Genomic DNA, 16,010 nt, shown 5'->3' with positions numbered 1-16,010 from the left:
GAGGGCGTCATGTTCGCAACCACCACCCGTGGAAGGGGTGCGCTCGCGCGCACCGCAGCGGCGCGATGCTCGCTGGGGCTCGCTCTGCTTGCGGGCAGCAGCGGGGTCGTGCCGGCCTCCATTCCCACCACCGCCACAGTGCTGGTGTCGGCGTCGGTCGTGCGCGGCTGCGTGGTGTCGGGCGCACCACAGCAGACGGCGGGCGTTTCTTTCGGCGGCGTGGATTTCGGCACGCATCCGGCTGTGGGCGCAGTCACCTCCACCGCCATGGCGGGGGGCGGCATGACATTGCAGGCGCGCATCGAATGCACGCCTGGCACTACCGCCCATATCAGCACCAATGCGGGACTGCACGCGCAGGGCGCGCAGCGGCGCATGTCCAACAACGCAGGCCGGTATGTGCCCTACTCGCTGGCACTTGTCAGCGCAGCCACGGTGCCGCTGGCACCCAATGCCGTAGTTGACCTGCCGCTGGGAGCCACTGCCACGGCCCTTCCCATCATCGGTACCGCCAATTTGCCCGGTACGGGCCTTACTGCAGGCATCTACACCGATACGGTGCAGGTGACACTCACATGGTGAACGGCGCCTTGCATCGACTGGCGGGTCTGGGCTGGTGCCTGCTGGCAGCGGCCTGCCTGCTAGCAATCGCCGCAGCCCCCGCGCGCGCCGCCGCGCCGTTGATGATCTGGCCGGTGGATCCGGTCATTGCAGGCAGCCAGCGCGCCGTGGCCCTCTGGATCGAGAACCGCGGCCTGCAGCCGGTCACGGTCCAGGTGCGGGTGATGGGATGGACGCAGGACCAGGGCGACGACCAGTTCGCCTCTCAAAAGGACGTGATCGCCAGCCCACCCATCACCGACATCGCCCCCGGCGCGCGGCAGATGGTGCGGTTGATGGCCATGGGGCCGGCTGCGCCGCTTTCGGAAGATGCCTACCGCGTGATCGTCGACGAACTGCCGCGCCCCCCGGACACGCAGCACGGCAGCGACGCACCGCAGGCCGCGCTCGGCGTTCAATTGCAGGTGCGCTATGCGATCCCGCTGTTCATCTATGGGACGGGCGCAATCGGCCCGCGCATGTCGGCCGCCGCAATGGCCGCCGTCGGATCGGAGCCCACGCGCATGCTGGAGCCCGATGTGTCCTGGCGCATCAACAGTCAGGGCGAGGTGCATCGCCTGGTGCTGCGCAACGACGGACCGGCCCACGGCCGGATCACGGCGGTGGGCTGGCAGGCTGCGGATGCGGCCACTGAAATCTCGGTCAACCCGGGACTTCTCGGCTATGTGCTGGCCGGTAGTGAACGGCAGTGGGATCTGCCCACTGCGCCCTCTGGCAACTTCCTGCTGAAAGCCGCCGTCAACGGACGGGCGGCGATCCTGCGACGTGCAGCGCAATGACCGGCCCACCTCTGTCACGCGCGCCGGCCGCTGGCTGGTGCTGGCCGCCTGCCTGCCGCACTGGCTGGGCGCCGGAGCACTGCCCGCCCTTCCCCCTGCGCCACCGGCCGGTGCGGGCCTGGCGGGGCATGGGCCGATCACGCTGTACCTGGAGGTCATCGTCAACGGCCAGCGCAACGGCGAAGTCGTTGAAGTGACGCAGCACGGCCCTGACCACCACGCCATCGATGCCGCCATGCTGCGCCAGCTCTACATCCACACCGACCAGCCAGCGGGCACGCGGGTAGCCGTGGAAAGCCTGCCCGGTGTTTCCGCACGCTACGACGGCCCGAACCAGCGCCTGGCCGTGCAGGTGCCGCCCGCCTGGTTGCCCGCGCAGTCGTTGCAGCCGGAAGAACGCGAGCCGCTGCAGCTGTCTGCGGGCAGCGGGTGGCTGCTGAACTACGACGTCTACGCCCAGCGGTCGCAAGGCCGCCCGTCGACCACCACATCGACTGCCGTCTGGTCAGAGCAGCGCTACTTCGGCCCGCTCGGCATCGCATCGCACAGCGGGCTATACCGCCGCACCGATGGCGGGGGGCAGTCGGGCTACCTGCGCTACGACACCCGCTGGACACGTACCGACCCGGTCACCGCAACGGAGGTCACTGTGGGCGACATGGTGACCGGCGCCCTGCCCTGGTCCACTTCGGTGCGCCTTGGCGGTGTGCAATGGTCACGCAACTTCGCCACCCGGCCCGATCTGGTGACCTATCCGCTGCCCGAATTCGCCGGCCAGGCGGCCGTGCCTTCTGCCGTCGACGTCTTCGTGAACGGTTTCCGCTCGACCAGCCAAAACGTGGCGCCAGGGCCGTTCACGCTGGGCGGGCTGCCTACCGTGTCGGGCAGCGGGGTGGCGTCCATCGTCACTACCGACGCGCTGGGCCGGCGCGTAAGCACCGACGTGCCGTTCTACGTCAGCAGCCAGTTGCTGCGGCCGGGCTGGACAGACTATTCACTCTCGCTGGGGGCGCTGCGGCGCGACTTCGGTATGCGCAACCTGGCCTACGGGCAGACGCTGGGCTCGGGCGTCTACCGGCGCGGCATGAGCGACCGCTGGACGCTGGAAGGCCAGGCGCAGGCAGGGCGGGATCTGGCCGTGCTCGGCGTCGGCACCATGAACCGGCTGGGCCAGTGGGGCGTGGCGTCGGCATCGGCCACGCGCGGGCAGGTACGCGGCCAGGGCCAGGGCTGGCAATACAGCCTTGGCTACCAATACGACTCCAGCCTGGGCGGCATCTCCGCGCAGCAACTCAGCCGCACCGCAGGCTATGGCGACGCCAGCACCGCCGCGCGCGACGGCTTTCGCCTGCAACGGCGCGCCCGCCAGATCAACACGCACCTGAACACCAGCGTCGGCACTTTCAACCTCGGCTGGGTGGATCTGCGTGGCGCCATGAACGACCGCAACCGCCTGGCCTATGCCAGCTACAGCACGTCCGTGCAGCGCAACATGTTCGTGTCGGTGACGGCCGGCCGCACGCTGGAGACGGGCGATACGCAGCTTCGCCTGCAGCTGACCTACCTGGTCGGCGCCGACTCGTCGGCCCAGGTTTCCATGGCCCGCGCCGGCGGCCGCAACCAGGCACAGGCCAGCTACCAGCAGAGCATTCCGACCGATGGCGGCTGGGGCTGGAACGCCAGCCAGTCGATCACCAGCGAGCGCCAGTCCCGCTACAGCCAGGCGGCCGTGCAGCACCGCAGCCGCAAGCTGCTGGCGCAGGCCGGTGTGTTCGGCACACCGGGGGCGCCGTCGCAGTGGGCGGGCGTCGCCGGCTCGCTGGGGTTGATGGACGGCTACGGGTTTGCGGCCAACCGCATCACCGACAGCTTCGCGCTGGTGTCCACCGAGGGCGTGCCGAACGTGGAGGTGATGTATGACCATCAGCCCGTCGGCCGCACAGACGACCGCGGCTACCTGCTGGTGACCGACGTGACTTCGTACTACAACGGGCGCTACGCCCTCAACACGCTCGAGATGCCGGCAGAAATGCACGCCCCAGCGATGGAAAAACAGGTGGCGGTACCGCGCGGCATGGGCGCCTTCGTCTCGCTGCCCGTGCTGAAAATGCGCACTGCCACCATCACCCTTTTGGACACGCAAGGCCGCCCTTTGCCACCGGGCAGCGCGGTGCTGCACGAGCAAGGGCAGGTGCCTTCGGTGGTGGGCTGGGACGGCGTGGTCTACCTCACCCGACTGCACCCCCGCAACACGCTGGTGGTGCAGCCTCCCGGCGGTGGGCCGGCTTGCCGCGCTGCATTCGACGAGGCGGCCTATGCCGCCGCGCGCGACCTGCTGGTGACGTGTTCCACCGACAAGGCTGCCCCTGGAGCCAATGACCCGGAACCAGCAGCCGCACCGGGGCAGCGCACATGAAAGCCGCGCTGGCCCTGATCGCCCTGGCGGCTGGCCTGTCCGACGTTCGCGCCGACTGCGTGCCAGCGGAAACCGGAGGCTCGCTGGGCACGGTGTCGTCGTTCCGCGTGCGGCAGGGGCCGGTGATCGGCACGTCGGCCAACTTCACGCTGACGTGCGGTGGCATCGTGCTGTCGGCGCTGGGCACGCCTACGCTGCGCACGAAGATCGTCTCCGGCACCACTAACCTCACGCTCAAGAACGGAGTCCACCAGATCCCGTATCAGCTCACCGACATGGGCGGCGCCTCTTACACGCAGGGACTGCTGATCATCAACGCGTCGGGACTGGCGGTGCTGGGCCTGCTCAGCAACAACGCTGCCACGCTGCCCGTGCGCATCACCACGGCGGCCGGCGCCAACGTGCCGGCGGGCACCTATACCGACACCATCACCGTCAACTGGGAGTACGCCAACATCTGCGAAGGCCTGCTGGGCCTGGGCAACCTCTGCTTGGGGGTTCCGCGCAACGGCAACGTGAACCGGCCGCTGACCGTGCAGTTGGTGGTGACGAACGACTGCGCCATCACTGCACCTGATATCCACTTCGGCTCCGCACCGCTGCCCGGCGCATTCAGCTCCGTCACGCAGAACCTCACGCTGACCTGCACCCGGGGACTGCTCTACACGGTAGGCATCACCGCGGGCGGGCGGCCCAGTGCAGGGCGCCGGCGGATGCTGTCTGCCGAAGGCAATCTGCTGGCCTACGACGTGTTCAAACCCGGCGGAGGCGTGTGGGGCACCGACCCTGCGAACCGCGTGCCCGGCGTGGGCGTGGCCGACGGCATCACTGCGCAAACGCTGCCCTACACCGCCACCATCTACCCGGACCAGCCCGCAGTGCCGCCCGGGCTGTACCAGGACAGCGTGCAGGTCGAAGTGCAGTTCTGAATCCGGGCCGACAAAGACTGAAATCGATGGCTGTGCGGCGTGTCAGGCGCTTGAGCCGCACACGCGCACCACATCGGCGCCGTAGGCTTCCAGCTTCTTCGCGCCCATTCCGGTAATGCCCTGCAGATCATCGAGCGACGCCGGATTGCGCTCGGCAATCGCCGCCAGCGTGGCGTCGTGAAAGATCACGTAGGCCGGCAGGTTGTGCTCGCGCGCCACCTCTGCGCGCCAGGCCTTCAGGTTGATGAAGCGGGCTTGCGCATCCGGCCCCAGGTTGGCTGCGGCAGCCGGCGGTGCCGTGCTGCGGCGCGTGCGTTTGGCCGGCGCGCTAGCGGTCGATTCGCGCAGCTGCACGGGCATCTCGCCCTTGAGCACGGGGCGCGAGCCATCGGTGAGGCTCAGCGTGTCGAAGCTGTGGCCGCTCTCCAGCATCACCTTGTGCAGGCCCACCGCGCCGGTCGCCAGCAACTGGCGCAGCACGCCGCGCAGCTGGGTTTCGGAGTAATCCTTGCCCAGGCCGAAGGTGGAGAGCTTGTCGTGCCCGAACTGCTTGACCTTCTCGGTGTCCTTGCCGCGCACGATGTCCATGATGTGGCCGGTGCCAAAGGTCAGGCCGCTGGCGGCGTGCACGCGGTAGATGGTCGAGAGCAGCTTGCGAGCCGCGTCCGTGCCGTCCCACACAGCCGGCGGGTTGATGCAGTTGTCGCAGTTGCCGCAGGGCGCTGACGGCTCGCCGAAGTAGCCCAGCAGCCGCACGCGGCGGCAGTCGGTGGCCTCGGCCAGGCCCAGCAGCGCATCGAGCTTGCCGCGCATCACCTGCTTGAATTCCTCGCCCGCCGGGCTCTCGTCGATCATGCGGCGCTGGTTGACCACGTCCTGCAGGCCGTAGGCCATCCAGGCATCGGCGGGCAGGCCGTCGCGGCCGGCGCGGCCGGTTTCCTGGTAGTAGCCCTCGATGTTCTTGGGCATGTCCACGTGGGCGACGAAGCGCACGTCGGGCTTGTCGATGCCCATGCCGAACGCGATGGTCGCCACCATCACGATGCCTTCTTCGCGCAGGAAGCGATCCTGGTTCTGCTGGCGCACTTCAGACGGCAGGCCGGCGTGATAGGGCAGCGACTTCAGGCCCGCATCGACCAGCGCGGCAGACATCTCTTCGACCCGCTTGCGCGACTGGCAATAGACCACGCCCGCGTCTTCGGGGTGCTCACGCTCGATGAATCGCAGCAGTTGGGCGAGCGGCTCTTTCTTCTCTTCGATGCGGTAGCGGATGTTCGGCCGGTCGAAGCTGCTGACGAAATGCTGCGCGCCTTCGAGCTGCAGCCGCTCGACGATATCGGCGCGCGTGAGCTCGTCTGCCGTGGCGGTGAGCGCGATGCGCGGCACGCCCGCATAGCGCTCGTGCAGCACGGTGAGTGCGCGGTATTCAGGGCGGAAGTCGTGGCCCCACTGGCTCACGCAATGCGCCTCGTCGATGGCGAACATCGACAGCTGGCCGCGCTGGTGCAGGCCGTCCAGCAGCTCCAGAAAGCGCGGCGTGGTCAGCCGCTCGGGCGCGGCATACAGCATGGTGATGTCGCCGCGCGCCACGCGCTTTTCCAGCTCCTGCGCCTGCTGCCAGTCGAGCGTTGAATTGAGAAAGGCGGCATCGACCCCCGCCTCGTGCAGCGCGCCCACCTGGTCATGCATGAGCGCGATCAAGGGCGACACCACGATCGCCACGCCCTGCCCCGCATCGCGCCGCACGATGGCGGGCACCTGGTAGCACAGCGACTTGCCGCCGCCCGTGGGCATGAGCACCAGGGCGTCGCCGCCGGAGATCACATGCTCGACGATGGCCTGCTGCGGGCCGCGGAACTGGTCATAGCCAAAGACGTCGTGCAGGACGAAATGCGCGGGAGACAAACCGGAATACTCTCTTTTTGATAGCTACCAGCGCTTGATACATAAGCGCTGGAGGCTAATTTGGCTTATAGCCGCGCCGAAACGCAGGCAGAAACAGCGCCTATTGTCGCCGCCCCCGAGCGAACCCTGGCGCCCAACGATTCGCAACGCGAATGGATCAGTCCGATTATTCAATTGGACGCGAATGGCTGGCGCGACCAAGATGCACAGAACCCCGGCACAGGGGCATCGACACCACATCAGGAGACAAAGACATGCACCGAATTTTCCGCGCCACGCTGGTAGCCTGCGGCGTGGCGGCGGCCAGCCTGCACGCCTGGGCGCAGCAGCCCTACCCCAGCACACCCATCACGATGGTGGTTCCGTTCGCCGCCGGTAGCGGCACCGACGCGGTGGCCCGCACCGTCAGCCAGAAGCTGGCCGAGCGCCTGAAGCAGCCGGTGCTGGTGGACAACAAGCCCGGCGCCAACGCCCAGGTGGCCGCGCAGATCGTGGCCAGGGCCAAGCCCGACGGCTACACGCTGTTCATGACGACCAACACGTCGCATTCGGCCAACCCGGCGCTCTACAGCAACCTGAAGTACGACCCCATCAAGGACTTCACCCCCGTGGCCCGCGTGGGCGAGTTGCCCTTCGCACTGGCCGTGCACCCGAGCGTGCCGGCGAATACGCTGGCCGAATTCATCGACTACGCCCGCGCTCACCCTGGCAAGCTGAGCTACGCCACGCCCAACAGCACCTCCCTGGTAGCGATGGAAAGCATCAAGCACATCGCCAAGGTGGACATCGTGAGCATTCCGTACAAGTCGAGCCCCCAAGCCATGACTGATCTGGTCGGCGGGCAGGTGCAGGTGTACGTGGCCGACCTGGGATCGGGCAAGAGCATGCTGGTGACCGACAAGGTGCGCACGCTGGGCATCACCACCACCCAGCCCTCGCCGCTGCTGCCGGGCGTGCCACCCATCGGGCAGACGGTGAAGGGGTTCGACCTCACATCCTGGAACGGCATATTCGGCCCCGCGGGCATGCCGCCTGCCGTTGTGAACCGCATCAATGCCGAACTGCAAGTGGTGCTGGCCGACAAGGACACGCAGGACAAGCTCGCGCAGATCGGTTTTCAGGTGTGGCCCAGCAAGACGCCCGAGGAATTCACCCAGTACGTGGCAGAGCAGCTCGCGCACTGGCGCACGCTGATTCAGCAGGCTGGCATCAAACCGGAATGAAACGACATCCCCCTGAGCGGCGTTGCCGCTTCCCCCTTGCTCTCGCAACGCTGCGCGCTGCGGGAAGGGGGACGACGCCAGCGCGGCGGGGCGGCCCTTGCGCGGCGTCTGCTGGCTTGGGCCGCGCCGGTTGCGTCGGCTTCTGCCAATGTCAGCCGCACTGGACAACAGCATGACCCACAACACACAGAGCGCTCCTCGCACCGGCCCGCTGGCGGGCGTGCGCGTGCTCGACCTCACCTCGGTGATCATGGGCCCGTTTGCCACGCAGATCCTGGCGCAGCTGGGCGCCGACGTGGTGAAGGTGGAAACGCCCGAGGGCGACAACATGCGCCACGTGGGCCCCATGCGCCATGCGGGCATGGGCCACATCTTTCTGCATGCCAACGCGGGCAAGCAGAGCATCGCGCTGGACCTGAAGCACCCCGAGGGCCGCGAGGCCGCACTGCGGCTGGCAGAAGGCTGCGACGTGCTCATCAGCAACGTGCGCCCGCAGGCGCTCGCACGGCTGGGCCTGGACCATGCGAGCGTGAGCGCGCGCAACCCGCGCATCATCCACGTGAGCTGCTGCGGCTTCGACCAGGAAGGGCCCGACGCCGCCCTGCCCGCCTACGACGACCTGATCCAGGGCGCCACCGGCATCCCCTGGCTGATGCAGCAGTACGGCGCGCCCGAGCCTTCCTATGCGCCCACCACGCTGTCGGACCGGGTGACCGGCCTGCATGCGGTGTACGCCGTGACGACGGCCCTCTATGCACGCGAAAAGACCGGGCTGGGCCAAGCCATCGTGGTGCCGATGTTCGAAGCCATGGCGCAGTTCATTCTGGGCGACCACATGGCGGGCCTGACCTTCGAGCCCCCGCTCGGCGAGCCCGGCTACGCGCGCCTGCTGACCGCGCACCGCAAACCCTACGCCACGGCCGACGGCATGCTCTGCGTGCTGATCTACAACGACAAGCACTGGCGCAGCTTCTTCGCCGCCATCGGTGAATCGGAAGGCCTGGCGCGCGACCCGCGCTTTGCCACGCACAGCGCCCGCGCCGCGCACATCGACGCCGTCTATGCCGAGGTGGCACGCCTGCTGCGCACCCGCACCACGGCCGAATGGCAGGCGCTGCTGCGGGCGGCCGACGTGCCGAACATGCCGATGAATTCGCCCGCCGACCTGCTGACCAACGCGCAGTTGCGCGCTACCGGCTTTCTGCACGACAGCGTGCACCCCACCGAAGGGCCGATGCACGCCATGGCCCACCCCACGCGGTGGTCGGCCACACCACCGGCACGCACACAGGCCCCTGCACCGCAGCTGGGCGAACACACCCGCGCACTGCTGGCCCAGGCCGGCTACAGCGCCACCCACATCGAAGCCCTGCTGGCGCAAGGCGCCTGCCTCGCATCCACCGGAGAACCCGCATGACATCCACGCCCCGCTACCTGGTGCGCACCGCAGACGTGCCCAGCTACCAGCCCGCCAACCACCACCACACCTTCAACCAGCGCCTGATCGGCCCGGAAACCGTCGGCGCGCAGCAGATGGAAGTGCTGCTGGGCACGCTGCACAAGGGCGGCGGCGCCCTGCCCCACGCGCACCCGGGCATCGAACAATCGTGCTACCTGCTGGAAGGCACGGCGCGCGCCGAAGTGGCGGGCGAGGCCTTCGACATGGTGCCGGGCGACATGTGCTTCTTTCCGGCCGACCAGATGCATGTCTTCACCGTCACCAGCAACACGCCCGTGAAGCTGCTGGTGATCTACAGCCCGCCCTACGGCGAGTCGCCCGGCAAAGTGATACGGCCTGCCGCATGAACTTCGCCCTCACTCCCGAACACGCGCAGATCAAGGACGCCATCGAGCGCGTGTGCGCGCCTTTCGACGCCGACTACTGGCTGCGCCGCGACCGCGAAGGCGGCTTTCCCGACGACTTTCACAGCGCGCTGGCCGACGCCGGCTGGCTGGGCATTGCCATGCCCGAGGCCTACGGTGGCGCGGGCCTGGGCATCAGCGAGGCTGCGCTGATGATGCACACGATCTCGGCCACTGGCGCCGGGCTGTCGGGCGCATCGGCCGTACACATGAACATCTTCGGCCTGCACCCGGTGGTGGTGTTCGGCACCGAGGAACAGAAGGCACGCTGGCTGCCGCCGCTGATCGCAGGCACCGACAAGGCCTGCTTTGCGGTGACCGAGCCCAACACCGGGCTGAACACGCTCAAGCTCAAGACGCGCGCCGTGCGCAGCGAAGGCGGCAAAGGGGACCACTACGTGGTGCACGGCCAGAAGGTCTGGATCAGCACCGCGCAGGTGGCCAACAAAATATTGCTGCTGGCGCGCACCACGCCGGTGGAGGAATGCAGCGGCACCGAGGGCCTGAGCCTGTTCTACACCGACCTGGACCGCAGCACGGTGGAGGTGCGCGAGATCGACAAGCTGGGGCGCAAGTGCGTCGATTCGAACCAGGTTTTCATCGACGGCCTGCGCATTCCAGTGGAAGACCGCGTGGGCGAGGAAGGCAAGGGCTTCCAGTACATCCTGCATGGCCTGAACCCCGAACGCATCCTGATCGCCAGCGAGGCCGTGGGCCTGGGCCGCGCAGCCCTGGCGCGGGCAGCAGGGTATGCCAACGAACGCGAGGTGTTCGGCCGCCCCATCGGGCAGAACCAGGGCATCCAGCACCCACTGGCGCAGTCGTGGATGGAGCTGGAGGCCGCGCACCTGATGGTGCAGAAAGCTGCCTGGTTTTATGACCAACACCTGCCGTGCGCGGCCGAAGCCAATGCCGCCAAATACCTGGCGGCAGAGGCCTGCTACCACGCCTGCGAACGCGCCATCTTCACCCACGGCGGCATGGGCTACGCCAAGGAATACCACGTGGAGCGCTACCTGCGCGAGTCGTGGATACCTCGCCTGGCGCCGGTGAGCCCGCAGCTCATCCTGTGCTTCATCGCCGAGAAGGTGCTGGGCTTGCCGAAGTCGTATTGAGCCCCACGGCTACGGCTGCGGCCACGGATGCGGCGCGGGCTGTGCCGGCGCCTTCCTGGCGGCGGGCCCCGCTGGCATCATCGCCGCCATGAAACTGCATCTGCTTCGCTACTTTGCCGTGCTGGCCGAAGAACTGCACTTCGGCCGGGCGGCCGAGCGCCTGGCCATCACCCAGCCGCCGCTCAGCTCGGGCATCAAGGCGCTGGAGGACGAGCTGGGCGTGAAGCTCTTCGAGCGCACCAGCAAGCACGTCGCCCTCACGCCTGCGGGCATGGCCTACCAGGTGGAGGTGCGCGTGGCGCTCGACCGCGTGGATCGGGCGGGCGACGCGGCGCGCGCCGTGGCCTCCGGCCAGCGCGGGCGGCTGGACATCGGGTTCACCGGCTCCATGGTCTACCGCGACATGCCGGCCATCGTGCGCGCCTTCGGCGACGAGGCGCCGGGCATCGAGGTGAACCTGCGCGAGATGTCCTCGGGCGAGCAGATCGAAGCGCTGCTGCACCGGCAGCTGCACGCCGGGTTCATCAACGCCAGCGCGGTGCCGGCGCCTCTGCGCAGTCTGCCGTTGGCGCAGGACCATTTCGTGGCCTGCCTGCCGCAAGGCCACCCGCTGGCGGGCGATGCGGTGGTGGACCTACGGGCGCTGGCCGACGAAACCTTCGTGATGTTCTCGCGCGAGGTGGCGCCGGCCAACCACGGCAACGTGATCGCCCTCTTTCACCGCGCGGGCATCCATCCGCACACCCGCCACGCCACGCGCCAGTGGCTGACCGTGGTGGCGCTGGTGGCCATGCGCATGGGCGTGGCGCTGGTGCCCGCCTCCATGGCGCAGGCGGCCGTGCAGGGCGTGCGGTTTCTGCCCATCGCCCACCTGGAACACCCCACCGTCGGCGTGCTGGCGTGGAACGGCGGGGCGATGGTTCCTGCGCTGCAGACGTTCCTGGATGTCGCTGCCGCGCGCAGTGGCTGACGCCGCTTTCTACAATGGCGGGATGAAGAATCTGCCCCGTTACACCCGTGCCGCCCAGTTGCCCGCCATCCTGGCCCAACGCATCGCCATCTTGGACGGCGCCATGGGCACCATGATCCAGCGCTTCAAACTGGGCGAGGCGCAGTACCGGGGCGAGGGTGGCGGCCCGGACGGCACCGGGGACCGGTTCAAGGACTTTCCACGCGACGTGAAAGGCAACAACGAGTTGCTGAGCCTCACCCGGCCGGACGTGATCCGCGACATCCACGAGCGCTATCTGGCTGCCGGCGCCGACCTGATCGAGACCAACACCTTCGGCGCGACCACCATCGCGCAGGAGGACTACAAGATGGCGGACCTGGCGCGCGAGATGAACCTCAAGTCCGCCCAGCTGGCCCGCGCCGCGTGCGACAAATATTCGACGCCGGACAAACCCCGCTTCGTGGCCGGCGCCCTGGGCCCGACCCCAAAGACGGCCAGCATCAGCCCCGACGTGAACGACCCGGGCGCGCGCAACGTCGATTTCGAGCAACTGCGCGCGGCCTACTACGAGCAGACCGAGGCGCTGGTCGAAGGCGGCTCCGACGTGCTGCTGGTCGAGACCATCTTCGACACGCTGAACGCCAAGGCGGCCCTCTTCGCCATCGACGAATACTTCGAGAACAGCGGCGAGCGCCTGCCGCTCATCATCAGCGGCACGGTGACCGACGCGTCCGGCCGCATTCTCTCGGGCCAGACGGTGACGGCCTTCTGGCACAGCGTGCGCCACGCCCGGCCGCTGGCCATCGGCCTGAACTGCGCTTTGGGCGCCACCTTGATGCGTCCCTACATCCAGGAGCTGAACCGGGTGGCTGGAGACACCTTCATCAGCTGCTACCCCAACGCCGGCCTGCCCAACCCGATGAGCGACACCGGGTTTGACGAGACCCCCGAGGTCACCAGCCGCCTGGTGCATGAATTCGCCGCCGAAGGGCTGGTCAACATCGTGGGCGGCTGCTGCGGCACCACGCCGGACCACATTGCAGCCATTGGCCGGGCCGTGGCCCCCGTGGCGACACGCCAGCTGTTCTACCCCGAAGCGGCCTGACGCCCTGCGCGGGCGGTGCGCTGGGGCTCTGGAATGGAGCCCCACAGCACCGCTGGGTCCGTTACAGAGCGCCTGCCGACGGGCCGCCCTCCTATCGGAGCGCTGTACAGCGGCCCTTACCATGCGCCCCGTCCTCACCCCGATGGGCCGTGGTTCCCGAGGGCTTTCGCGCATTCCTGGGCCACCGCGCGCTGTGGTGCTTCGGGCTGACTTGCGCGCTGTTTCACCCTGGGCAACGCCTCCACGCTGCCGCTGCTGAACCAGCGCCTTGCGGCCACGGTGCCCGATGCCTCCCCGCTGCTGTGCCCGTGGCGCTGCGGTTGTCACGCAGCCTGCGGTGGGGTCTGCAGGTTCGTGTACGGCGCCATCCTGGCGCTTCCGGTGCGCGGCGTGATCGCCTGGGCCATCCCCGAAGCCTGGGCCAACATTCCCGTGCAGGTGCTCGACGGCCTGGCCGCCGGCGCCCTGGCCACGCCGCTGTTGGTGGACCGCTACGTGCGCGGCAGCGGACGCTACAACACCGCGCTGGGGCTGGTGATGACGATGCAGGACGTAGGCGCGGCGCTGAGCCCGGCCGTCGCCAAGACTCTGGTGGGCGCGCAAGGCCATTTCGGGCTGGCATTTGCCGTGCTGGCGGGTTGCGCGGTGCTGGCCGTGCCGACTTTCTGACTGGCGCAGCGGCCCGCCGGGCGGCCGCACGCACCGCAGGCGCTCGTCGCAGCACCTGCTTGATCGACACAGCGCGGGTGCTGGCGTTGGCGCCCGCAAGCGGGCACCATCGGGGTTGAGGAAACCAGCCCCATGCCCCACCCACGCTCGCACCCTCTTCACCAAGCTCCACGGTTGGCCATCGCGTGCGCTGCCGCCCTGGCGCTTTGGCTCACCGGCTGCACCACCACAGGCCCGGTCATGCCGGATCAGCCACCCGCCGGCAGCCCCAGTGCGCAAGATGAAGCACTGAGCGCCCGCTACCCGGCGGATCTGCAGGCCTGCCTCGCCTATGCCGGCCAGATCGATGCGGTGCAAGAAACGCTGGACAGCATGGTCGAAGGCGCGCTGGTGGCGGCCGCGCTGGTCTGGGGCCTGGGCCGCAGCAGCGACGCGGTGCAGGACTGGGCGATAGGCGGCGCGCTGCTGGGCGCCGGCCAGCGAGGCGCGAGCGTGGTGGAGCGGCGCCGCCGCATCACCGTGGCCTGCATGGCGCAAAAAGGCCACACGCTGTCCGCACAGGCGCTGCCGGCCTGGCCGCCCGCCCCGGCACCCGCACCGCCACCGCCTTTCGTGCCGCCGCGAGCCACCGGTGTGGACACCTTCAACGCCGAGCGGCTGGCGCGCGAACAATCGTGCAGCGCCCAACCGCTGGCCACGCTGGTGGCCAAGGGGCCAGGGTTCGAGACCTACAGCGTGCCCTGCGCCAACGGCGACGCTCTGGCCGTGCGCTGCGAATTCGGGAACTGCCGCGTGCTGCGCTGAATCTGGAATGCTCGGTCGCGAGGGTTGACGCAGGTCAAAGGCGCTGCGTTACAACATGTTTTCAGCCCCACGCAGACCCACTCCCAGGCCGGATTGCATCCGGCGCATCCAGCCTTTCCAGGGCAACCTGCTGCGTTGCACCGTGCGGCCGCATGTTCTACCCACACCGCAGGGAGTCTTCCGCATGGCACAAGGCAATGGCATCCATCCACCCCTGTCTCCCGGCGCGCATGACGCGCTGACCGCCATCGGCCGGCGGGCCGACGCGCTGCTGCTGGGCGTGGTCGCGCTGGGCTGGGCGGTGGCCCTGTGGACGGGCACCGTGCACGGCCGCCCCGGCACCGCAGTGCTGTGGGGCGCGGCGCTCACCGGCCTGGCAGCGCTGGCCTGGTGGCTGGCGCGCGGCACGCTGACCAGCCGCCTGGCGATGGTGGTGGCCGGCATGGGCATGGTGGCGCTGCACATCCAGCTGAGCTTGGGCGCGACCGAAATGCACTTCGGCGTGTTCGTGTTCCTGGCCTTTCTGCTGGCCTACCGAGACTGGCGGCCCATCGTCTTCGCAGCGGGGCTGATCGCCGTGCACCACATTGCGTTCGACCGGCTGCAGCTGGCCGGGCTGCCCATCTACTGCCTGACCGAGCCGGACTTCGGCCGCATCCTCGTTCACGCCAGCTTCGTGGTGGTGCAGACCGCCGTCGAAGTGGGCATTGCCCTGCGCACGCGGGCCGACGCCGTCGAGTCGGCCGAGCTGCAGCAGCTGTGCCGCCTGCAGGCCAACGGCCAGTTGTCGCTGGACGTGGGCCACGTCACCGTGCGCAGCGCGGCTGCTCAGGCGCTGCAGGGCGCGCTGCTGCGCCTGAACGGCGTGGTGGCCGACGTGCACCAAGCCGCGGCCGGCCTCGCATCGGCCTCGGGCGAGATCGCATCGGGCAACCGTGACCTGAGTCAGCGCACCGAGCGCACCGCATCGCACCTGCAGGAGGCCGCGGCGTCGATGGAGCAGTTGGACGGCGTGGTGCGCCACAGCGTGCAGGAGGCCGTGGCAGCGCGCCGGCTGACGCAAGAGGCCACGCAGCTGGCCGAGCAGTGCGGCGGCGTGGTGACCGAGGTGGTGACGACCATGGAGGGCATTCATTCCAGCGCCGGCCGCATTGCCGACATCGTGGGCGTAATCGACGGCATTGCTTTCCAGACCAACCTATTGGCGCTCAACGCCGCCGTGGAAGCCGCCCGCGCTGGCGAGCAAGGCCGAGGCTTCGCCGTGGTGGCCAGCGAGGTGCGCACGCTCATCGCCGCATCCGTGGCACAGGCGCAGCACGGCAGCACGCTGGCAGCCGACGCCGGCCGCAACATGCAGAACGTGGTCGATTGCGCACGGCGCGCCTCGCAGGTGGTGGGCACCATCAGCTCGTCAGTGGAAGGCCAGTCCGGCGACCTGGGCCGCGTGAGCACCTCGGTCACCGAGCTGGACCACATGACGCAGCAGAACGCGGCGCTGGTCGAGCAGTCGTCCGCAGCGGCAGCCAGCCTGCTGGAACAGGCGGGCCGGCTGAAGAGCCTGGTGGAAGGTTTTCAGTTCCAGACGCCGCGCGGTGCGCTGGTGCAGGGGTGAGACCGCCATACCGCGTC

The 16,010-nt window shown here is 68.8% G+C and carries 14 protein-coding genes; 13 read left to right on the top strand and 1 reads right to left on the bottom strand.

The genetic code is table 11. From position 1 onward, the window contains the following. Window positions 1-9: 9 nt before the first annotated feature. Genes RQI28_RS12910 through RQI28_RS12895 form a run of 4 tightly spaced genes read left to right on the top strand, consistent with a single transcriptional unit; the run spans window position 10 to window position 4,745 of the window. Window positions 10-582, top strand: coding sequence for a spore coat protein U domain-containing protein (locus tag RQI28_RS12910; RefSeq protein WP_311222303.1), 573 nt, complete (start codon window positions 10-12; stop codon window positions 580-582). After that, a complete protein-coding gene (locus tag RQI28_RS12905) occupies window positions 576-1,400 on the top strand; it encodes a molecular chaperone (protein ID WP_311222302.1) in 825 nt (274 codons plus the stop codon). The genes RQI28_RS12910 and RQI28_RS12905 overlap by 7 nt, the downstream gene beginning before the upstream one ends. Next, on the top strand, window positions 1,387-3,816 hold the full coding sequence (locus RQI28_RS12900) for a fimbria/pilus outer membrane usher protein (RefSeq protein ID WP_311222301.1): 2,430 nt from the start codon (window positions 1,387-1,389) through the stop codon (window positions 3,814-3,816). The genes RQI28_RS12905 and RQI28_RS12900 overlap by 14 nt, the downstream gene beginning before the upstream one ends. Then, window positions 3,813-4,745: a spore coat protein U domain-containing protein gene (locus RQI28_RS12895; RefSeq protein ID WP_311222300.1), complete on the top strand. Its 933-nt coding sequence runs from the start codon at window positions 3,813-3,815 to the stop codon at window positions 4,743-4,745. The genes RQI28_RS12900 and RQI28_RS12895 overlap by 4 nt, the downstream gene beginning before the upstream one ends. Before the next feature lie 42 nt (window positions 4,746-4,787). Here RQI28_RS12895 and recQ read toward each other — a convergent pair whose 3' ends face one another. Then, window positions 4,788-6,650 (bottom strand): DNA helicase RecQ, encoded by a 1,863-nt coding sequence (gene recQ, locus RQI28_RS12890; RefSeq protein WP_311222299.1) that lies wholly within the window; start codon window positions 6,648-6,650, stop codon window positions 4,788-4,790. 254 nt (window positions 6,651-6,904) lie between these two features. Here recQ and RQI28_RS12885 point away from each other — a divergent pair, with 254 nt between their 5' ends. The 9 genes from RQI28_RS12885 to RQI28_RS12845 all read left to right on the top strand — a co-directional run bounded on the left by RQI28_RS12885 (window position 6,905) and on the right by RQI28_RS12845 (window position 15,993). Then, window positions 6,905-7,873, top strand: coding sequence for a tripartite tricarboxylate transporter substrate binding protein (locus tag RQI28_RS12885; protein ID WP_311222298.1), 969 nt, complete (start codon window positions 6,905-6,907; stop codon window positions 7,871-7,873). A 172-nt stretch (window positions 7,874-8,045) separates the two neighbouring features. After that, window positions 8,046-9,290: a CoA transferase gene (locus tag RQI28_RS12880; protein WP_311222297.1), complete on the top strand. Its 1,245-nt coding sequence runs from the start codon at window positions 8,046-8,048 to the stop codon at window positions 9,288-9,290. Beyond that, window positions 9,287-9,679, top strand: coding sequence for a cupin domain-containing protein (locus RQI28_RS12875; RefSeq protein WP_311222296.1), 393 nt, complete (start codon window positions 9,287-9,289; stop codon window positions 9,677-9,679). Before RQI28_RS12880 ends, RQI28_RS12875 begins: the two co-directional genes overlap by 4 nt. Beyond that, entirely contained in the window at window positions 9,676-10,851 is a 1,176-nt protein-coding gene (locus RQI28_RS12870) for an acyl-CoA dehydrogenase family protein (RefSeq protein WP_311222295.1), read from the top strand. The genes RQI28_RS12875 and RQI28_RS12870 overlap by 4 nt, the downstream gene beginning before the upstream one ends. A gap of 88 nt (window positions 10,852-10,939) precedes the next feature. Next, complete coding sequence (locus RQI28_RS12865; RefSeq protein ID WP_311222294.1) at window positions 10,940-11,821, top strand: LysR family transcriptional regulator; 882 nt, start codon at window positions 10,940-10,942, stop codon at window positions 11,819-11,821. A gap of 22 nt (window positions 11,822-11,843) precedes the next feature. Beyond that, on the top strand, window positions 11,844-12,908 hold the full coding sequence (locus RQI28_RS12860) for a homocysteine S-methyltransferase family protein (protein WP_311222293.1): 1,065 nt from the start codon (window positions 11,844-11,846) through the stop codon (window positions 12,906-12,908). A 354-nt stretch (window positions 12,909-13,262) separates the two neighbouring features. Further along, on the top strand, window positions 13,263-13,577 hold the full coding sequence (locus tag RQI28_RS12855) for a hypothetical protein (RefSeq protein WP_311222292.1): 315 nt from the start codon (window positions 13,263-13,265) through the stop codon (window positions 13,575-13,577). A gap of 240 nt (window positions 13,578-13,817) precedes the next feature. Further along, window positions 13,818-14,381: a glycine zipper family protein gene (locus RQI28_RS12850; protein ID WP_311230894.1), complete on the top strand. Its 564-nt coding sequence runs from the start codon at window positions 13,818-13,820 to the stop codon at window positions 14,379-14,381. Between the two features lie 184 nt (window positions 14,382-14,565). Continuing rightward, complete coding sequence (locus RQI28_RS12845) at window positions 14,566-15,993, top strand: methyl-accepting chemotaxis protein (RefSeq protein WP_311222290.1); 1,428 nt, start codon at window positions 14,566-14,568, stop codon at window positions 15,991-15,993. The last annotated feature ends 17 nt before the right edge of the window (window positions 15,994-16,010 follow it).

The sequence above is a fragment of the Acidovorax sp. WCS2018Noco2-16 genome (assembly GCF_031843945.1).
Taxonomy (GTDB): Bacteria; Pseudomonadota; Gammaproteobacteria; order Burkholderiales; family Burkholderiaceae_C; genus Paracidovorax.
The sequence above is the reverse complement of the archived record's forward strand: the minus strand, read 5'-3'. Positions and strand labels throughout refer to the sequence as shown.